Below are 7,756 nucleotides of genomic sequence, written 5' to 3' on the forward strand. Positions count from 1 at the left end.
AAATATTACTTCTCGGTGATCTTAGCGGAAGACGTCGTGAGAACGCGTCAAGCCGTTGAAGCTGGCTTAACTCAGCATCGTGATTTCGCCATCAAGCTTGAACAGCAAGGACAAATTGCTCGAGTAGAACGTCTGCAGGCGGATGCTTCTTTAGATAAAGCCGTTGTTGAACGCACCAAAGCGCAGAACGATCTCAAAATTGCTCAATTAGCACTGACTCAGATCCTTGGTCAGAGTCAAAGTGTCGAACCTTCAGAACAACTCTTTATCAACAAAAACCTGCCTCATATGGACGTATTTGTTGATCAAACCCTCATGACCTACCCAGGCCTTAAGATCCTTGAAGCAAAAGAGAAACAAGCGAGTAGCTTGATCAAGGCTGAAAAAGGCAAATACTACCCAGAAGTTTACCTTTACGGTGATTACAGCCTGTACGAAGATGACTCGCTAGCCAGTGAAATGAAACCCGATTGGTTAGTCGGTATTGGTGTGAATGTACCGCTACTTGACACGTCAGGTCGTTCCGACAAAGTCGCTGCCGCTCATAGCGCCGTGTCTCAAGTCCAGTTTCTTAAGTCGCAAGCCAAGCAAGACTTAACCGTTTTGGTACAAAAGACCTATCTTGAAGCAAACCAAGCAATTGAAGAAGTTCAAGGCCTCAACTCAAGTCTGTCTTTAGCTCAAGAAAACCTTTCACTTCGTAAAAAAGCCTTCACTCAAGGGTTATCCAATTCGTTAGAAGTGGTTGATGCTGAGCTTTATCTTGCAAGCATTAAAACACAGCAATCTGCTGCTCGATTCAAATACCTAATTTCTCTTAATAAGCTGTTAGCACTCACCAGTGAAATGAATGCTTATTCAAGTTACTTAACGTCTTCTGTCCCGTCTGACTTCGATTCAACAGCAGACACCGCTAGCCAGTCAAAAGGATAATTCATGAAACCTATTAAGCCATTTATTCTCTCTCTGGTTGGTATCGGCATTATTGGCTGGGTTGGTTACAGCTTTTACCAAGCGTACCAACCACAGCCTGTTAAGCTTCAAGGTCAAATAGATGCGCAGCAATACAGCATCTCATCGAAAGTACCCGGCAGAATTGATGAAATATTCGTGCGTAAAGGCGATTCGGTTGAAAAAGGCGAGTTGATCTTCTCCCTACTTAGCCCAGAAATTGACGCTAAATTAGAGCAAGCAAAAGCAGGTCAAAAAGCCGCTGGTGCATTAGCAAAACAAGCAGAGAATGGCGCGCGTACTCAGCAAATCCAAGCCGCTAAAGACCAATGGTTGAAAGCCAAAGCAGCTGCCGATCTCATGGATAAAACTTACCAACGTGTAAACAACCTATATAACGATGGCGTGGTTGCCGAGCAAAAACGTGATGAAGCCAAAACACAGTGGCAAGCGGCGAAGTACACCGAAAGCGCAGCGTTCCAAATGTATCAATTAGCACAAGAAGGTGCTCGTGACGAAACCAAAGTGGCAGCCGCTCAAAAAGCGTTAATGGCAGCTGGCGCAGTAGCGGAAGTTGAAGCTTACGCAAAAGACACACAGATCCACAGCTGGTTTAATGGCGAAGTCTCTCAGGTTCTATTGAGCAGCGGTGAACTCGCACCACAAGGCTTCCCTGTTGTCACTGTTATCGACACCAAAGATGCTTGGGCCGTGCTCAATGTCCGTGAAGATATGCTTAAGCATTTCGATAAAGGCAGCCAGTTTGAGGCGTACCTACCGGCTCTGGATAAGTCATTAACTTTCCAAGTGACTCACATTGCCGTAATGGGTGATTTCGCGACTTGGCGTTCAACAGACGCAGCACAAGGCTTCGACTTACGCACTTTTGAAGTAGAAGCGCACCCTGTCGATACCAACGAAACACTGCGTATGGGCATGAGCCTAGTGGTTGAGCTTTAGGTGACGTATGTCTGCTAACTTTCGCTCTATAAGCTCGCCATCTACAGAATCGCAATCTAGAAGCTCTCAATCTATGTGCTCGCAATCCCCTGAGCATCATAGAGCGAAGAATACCTTGCTTAGGCAGTGGGCGATTGTCCGCAAAGACAAATGGTTGTTGTCTTGCCTAACTTGGATTCCGTTGTTGCTTACTGCCAGTATTTGGCTGATTTTTTCACAAGGAATCGCTCGCGACTTACCGGTTGCAGTTGTCGACCTTGAACACAGTCAAATCTCGCAACAGTTCACGCGCCTTGTTGATGCATCACCAACGCTGCAAGTGACTCAGAAATACAGCTCGGCTAGTGATGCGGCGAAAGCGATGATTGAACGCGATATCTATGGTTATGTCCTGATACCAAGACACTTTGACCGAGACCTTTTCTTAGGCTTGAACCCGCAAGTGTCCGTTTTCTATAACAGTCAATTTATCTTGATTGGCAAACTGGTGAACTCGGCTCTGTTGCAGGCTCAAGGAACATTCAACGCGCAACTCGAAGTGGTTAAACAGCTTTCACACGGTGATACCACTGTACAATCTGCATTGGGGCAAGCGGTAACGGTACAAAGCCAGATTACGCCACTGTTTAATAAGAACACCAGCTATGCTCAGTTCTTAGTGTCTGCGGTTATTCCGGCTCTATGGCAGATCATGATTGTGGTGGGCACGATATTGGTTTTGACGGCGAACGTTAGAGCTCGTGGTCTTCATGCTTGGTTATCCAACGCCCCGATGAAATCACTAACATCAACACTAACGCCCTACCTTGTCTTGTTTTTGATGTTTGGTATCGCGTTTAGCTTTTGGTTCTATGTCCTCTTAGACTGGCCGTTTAACGGCAGTTTTGTGGCACTGACCGTCGCCCAACTGCTTACCGTCATCAGTTGTATCATCATGGGTTGTTTGTTTTTCTTCTTAACGCTTGATCCAGCGAGGGCGATGAGTTTCGCTGGCGCCTTTACAGCGCCAAGCTTTGCGTTCATGGGCATTACTTTTCCAGTCACCGACATGAACACGGCAGCGCAAATCTGGAGAAGCTTATTGCCCGTGAGTCACTACATCGAAGTACAAACAGCACAATCCAGTTATGGCGTGACCGCGGCACAATCGCTAATCAGCCTCTCCTCGATGTTGTGGTATGCAGTTCCTGCTTTCGTGGTGATGTTATTAATTAAGAAACACTTGGCACAGTCAGCTTTGTCTGCACAAACGGCTTTATCTACACAAGCGGCTATATCATCAGCACAGCCAGATACATCAGCACAACAAGGAGTAAAACGATGAGCTTTACTCAACTACTCAAGCAAGAACTGTTAGCGGTACTGCGCAACCCTGTTGTACTTCTTACGGTATTTGGTGGTGTGTTCTTCTATTCATTCTTGTATCCGTTGCCTTACGTAAACCAAGTTCCTCAACAGCTTAAAGCTTCCGTTGTGAACTTGGATAAGAGCCAAAGCAGCTACCAGTTAGAAAGAATGGTAGATGCCACATCTCAAATTGACTTGGTACGCCGTGACTCCACCATTGCCGATGCTAAGCAAGCTGTTCTTAATCAAGAGATTGGTGGGTTCCTCGTCATCCCAGAGAACTTCTATAAAGACTTGCTCCTAGGTAAGAGCCCTACGCTTTCTTACGCCGGTGATGCATCTTACTTCTTAGTCTACGGAACCATTGTTGAAGGGCTTGCCAAGGCAGGCGGCACGTTAGCTGCACAAGTTAAAGTCAGTCACTTGTTAGTTGAAGGTGTGCCGTTAGAATCCGCAGCCAAAGGCTACAGTGCATTCAGCTTGAACCTAAAACCAACCTTCAATAGTCGCATGGGCTACATTGATTACGTGGTTCCAGCCGTCTTTGTGTTGATCCTGCAACAAACCTTAGCCATGGCTTCTGGTTTAGTTGGCGCGACCCAAAACGCTCAATCGACGTTTGGCTATTGGAGTAAGACCTCTCCAGCGAAACTGATACTTGCTCGCTGCTGTACCTTAGTCGGCATATATTACGTGTTGTCGATGTACTACTTCGGCGCGAGCTTTTCGATGTATGGCATTAACCTACTTGCCTCCATAACAAACATTTTGACCTTACTGCTACCCTTCTTATTGGCTAGTTGTTTGATCGGGATTTTTATTGGTGAGCTAGTGCCAAGAAGAGAGTTAGTCACGGTTGTGGTGTTAATCAGTTCAATGCCGCTGATCTTCTCTTCAGGTTTTATCTGGCCTGTTGAAATGATGCCTGAATGGTTAGTACTGCTGTCACAGTTATTCCCAAGCACACCCGCTATCCAAGGTTTTTTAGCGCTCAATCAGATGGGGGCATCTTGGCAAGAGGTAGCGTCTCAATGGACATTGCTATGGATACAAGTCGCTCTATGGGGCTCGTTACTCGCACTTAAGCTTTACCACAAATCGAGTAAACGTATCATTGGCTCTGTTTAACTCTAGTCTCTATTCGTCAGGCACTAAACCTCACGCTCATTGAAACCATTAACAAAGCTCTGATAAAGGGCTTTTTTAATGTCTTTTAGCTTGATTACATCTTCAGCTATCAATTGTTTAAACACCTCCCCAAAACATATTGAACATTAAAACTCGCCGACTTCCCTATGCACCTCCACTATCATTCACCTTAGTTCATGCTATAACAGCTACTGCATATGCCTTTTCCAACCTAAAAAATGCCTGCTTATTCCCAAACAATGACAAAACCCGAACAATTGTAAATTTATTGTAAAAAAATCTTTGATGGTATTATTTTTGTGTATAGGATTATCAGTAGGACTTGGCAGGCCGAATGCCATAGTCTAATTGGTGCACATACCAAAAGGATATCCATATAAAGCAAGATCAGTACTCATATTTATTTCATTTTTCGACCTAGCTACAGCCGTTTATGTTGCCGTCGAATTGCAATAAATAAGTCGCTGAAATGTAAAAAATCAAATAGAAAAAACACAACAGCAACAAACATAATTTAATAAAAAGACAGGGAAAACCATGAAAAACATACGTGAATTATTTTTTGGGTTTATATTATTATTTAGTTCCAGTGCATTTGCAGAAGAAGGATCATTTAATCAAGCTATCAGTAACTTAAGTCAAAGTGTTGATGGTTTTTTCAACGAATATACAGGTTGGTTCGTTGGACTGATATTTAAAAGCGTACCGGTAGGTGAAGCAAACTTCCCAATTATTGTTGGCTGGTTACTGCTCGCTGCGATCATCTTTACTGTTTACTTTGGCTTTGTTCAATTTAAACGTGTCGGGATGGCCATAGACATTATTAAAGGTAAGTACACAGACCCTAACTCCAAACACGAAGGGGAAGTTTCTCACTTTCAAGCGTTAACAACCGCGCTTTCAGGAACCGTCGGGCTTGGTAATATTGCCGGGGTTGGTGCAGCACTCGCGATTGGTGGCCCTGGTGCGACATTCTGGATGATCTTGTGTGGTCTTCTGGGTATGGCGTCTAAATTTTGTGAGTGTACTTTAGGTGTGAAATACCGAACTATCCTACCTTCAGGTGTCGTTTCCGGTGGTCCCATGTACTACCTAAGCCAAGGTCTTGCTGAAAGAGGGTTGGGTGGACTAGGTAAAGCCCTTGCTATTGGTTTTGCATTAATGTGTATTTTAGGCGCATTGGGCGGCGGTAACATGTTCCAAGCTAACCAAGCACATGCCATGTTAACTTACGCATTCGATGTACCAAGTGAATACGGTGTCATCACAGGCCTTGTACTCGCCGCTTTAGTTTTCTCTGTGATTGTTGGTGGTATGCCTTCTATCGCATCGGTAACGGAAAAAGTTGTTCCTTGGATGGCTGCTCTGTATATCGGTATGGCTCTGATTGTTATCGGTTCTAATCTTGATCAAGTGGGTCCTGCGTTCAGTGCAATCTTTACAGGTGCGTTTACTGGCGAAGGTGTGGTTGGTGGATTCATTGGTGCCTTAATCCAAGGTCTAAAACGTGCAACGTTCTCAAACGAAGCAGGTGTAGGTTCAGCAGCTATCGCTCACTCAGCGGTTAAAACAAAAGAGCCAATCACTGAAGGTCTAGTATCACTATTAGAACCGTTCGTTGATACAGTCATCATTTGTACAATGACAGCCTTGGTTATCACTATCGCTGGTCTAAATACAGGTCCATTCGATGGTTCTGGCTTAACGGGTGTAACGCTTACTGCTGCATCGTTTACTGAAACGGCAGAAGTGTTCAAATACACACTCGCTCTAGCGGTAATCATGTTCGCGTTTTCTACCATGATCTCTTGGTCGTACTACGGTCTTAAAGCGTGGACTTACCTATTTGGTGAAGGCAAAACAACGGAACTGATTTTTAAAGTGATGTTTTGTGTGTTTGTTGTTATCGGTGCGACGATTCAGTTTGGCGCGGTAATCGACTTCTCTGACGCAGCTATCTTTGCGATGTCTATTTTCAACATTCTAGGCCTGTACTTCCTAATGCCTGTTGTGAAGAAAGAACTGCAATCATTTGTTGCTCGAGTTAAATCTGGCGAAATCAAAACTTACGAAAAATAGTGACTCGTCAATAATTTATTGTCGAATAACACTGTTCTAAAAATTTTTGTAAGACCCTTTGCTTGAGAAAGCGAGAACAGTATTGCAACGTACAAAATCCCTACAGGCTGTGCTTGTAGGGATTTTTTATGTCTGAAGAGAAAATCAGCGGTACGCCTATAAGCTTTGACGACTCAGCCTAATATCATACCAATCGTAGTAAATAACTGGCCACCCTAGCTTGTTAAAAACCTCGATAACTTCGTTAGAATTTTTGATTGTAGAATAACTACTTATCGAAAAATTCCGCCTTGTTCTCAAGCTTTTTTCCTACGCTATGTTTGATCACTTACTTACTGTGATTGGTATCAGACCCGTTTTTATGTACTTACTCTCGAAAAATTGAGTACAACGGAAAACGCCCACATCATGTGTGTGATGTGGGCGTTTAAATTCTTACTGCAAGCAGTCGTGATATGGCTATATTAAGCGCTCAGCTTATAGACCCATCTCTTCAGTTAGCGTTTTAATTTGCTTGATATCCATGGTGTGAACTTCAATCATTTGTCTGATGTCACTTAAGCGGGAATTGGCATTATCCTGTTTCTCACAGGCGTCAGATTTTGTATCCCATGACGTACCATCTAAGAAAACATCACACGCTTTCTTCAAAGAACCAAGATTCTGTTCGATGTCATCTCTTTCTTTCTCGAGTTTTTCAAGCTCTTGAGATATCTGTAATTCTTTGCGGAAAAGCTCACGCGAACGTTCAAAAAGGGTCGACTGCATATCAGCTTGACGGCTCAACTTTTGATTATTTTGTTGAGTTTGTTCTAACGTTTGCTTCTGTTCGTTTAACTGCTGCTCTAACGAGTAGTTTGCTTTCTCTAAAACTGCAGATTGTTTCGCTAAATCTTGGAGTTCTTTTTGATGCTCTTCTGCCTGTTTCACTAGAGCAGCTTCTACTTTCGCATCAATTTCGGTATCAACTTTTGCCACTTTCTCTTCAACTGATGTCACCAACTGAGTTTTACTATCACGCAGTTCTTGATAACGAGTTTCTAGTACCTGATAAGTGGATTCCCACTTCGAAGCCGTGACTGTAGATCCGATTAAGCCGCCTAACGCCAAACCGATAACCGCAGCAATGCCGATATAGAGCTGACTACGTTTATCGCGTTCCTCAATAACAACCACTTCATCTTGTTCGCCTTGTCCAGATTGCTGGTTCACTAGCGGGTACTCCCAAAAATTTGTTTAACGTTACACGGTCACTGATACTGATACTGAT

6 protein-coding genes are annotated in these 7,756 nt (G+C 43.8%); 5 read left to right on the plus strand and 1 reads right to left on the minus strand.

Annotated features, from left to right (window positions below; all coding sequences use genetic code 11):
- The 5 genes from AB4232_RS17370 to AB4232_RS17390 all read left to right on the plus strand — a co-directional run.
- A partial coding sequence (locus tag AB4232_RS17370) for a TolC family protein (protein WP_372087628.1) occupies nucleotides 1-933 on the plus strand: 933 nt, incomplete at its 5' end.
- 3 nt (nucleotides 934-936) lie between these two features.
- Nucleotides 937-1,911, plus strand: coding sequence for an HlyD family secretion protein (locus AB4232_RS17375; protein ID WP_135381987.1), 975 nt, complete (start codon nucleotides 937-939; stop codon nucleotides 1,909-1,911).
- 7 nt (nucleotides 1,912-1,918) lie between these two features.
- Nucleotides 1,919-3,235, plus strand: coding sequence for an ABC transporter permease (locus tag AB4232_RS17380; protein WP_372087629.1), 1,317 nt, complete (start codon nucleotides 1,919-1,921; stop codon nucleotides 3,233-3,235).
- Nucleotides 3,232-4,386, plus strand: a complete 1,155-nt coding sequence (locus AB4232_RS17385) for an ABC transporter permease (protein WP_009846573.1) — start codon at nucleotides 3,232-3,234, stop codon at nucleotides 4,384-4,386. The genes AB4232_RS17380 and AB4232_RS17385 overlap by 4 nt, the downstream gene beginning before the upstream one ends.
- Before the next feature lie 558 nt (nucleotides 4,387-4,944).
- Entirely contained in the window at nucleotides 4,945-6,486 is a 1,542-nt protein-coding gene (locus tag AB4232_RS17390; protein WP_372087630.1) for an alanine/glycine:cation symporter family protein, read from the plus strand.
- A gap of 477 nt (nucleotides 6,487-6,963) precedes the next feature.
- On the opposite strand, the gene AB4232_RS17395 is transcribed toward AB4232_RS17390, so the two are convergent.
- A complete protein-coding gene (locus tag AB4232_RS17395; RefSeq protein ID WP_017103097.1) occupies nucleotides 6,964-7,698 on the minus strand; it encodes a chromosome segregation ATPase in 735 nt (244 codons plus the stop codon).
- Nucleotides 7,699-7,756: the final 58 nt, after the last annotated feature.

Source organism: Vibrio sp. 10N.286.46.A8, from assembly GCF_041470165.1.
GTDB classification, from domain to species: domain Bacteria; phylum Pseudomonadota; class Gammaproteobacteria; order Enterobacterales; family Vibrionaceae; genus Vibrio; species Vibrio tasmaniensis_A.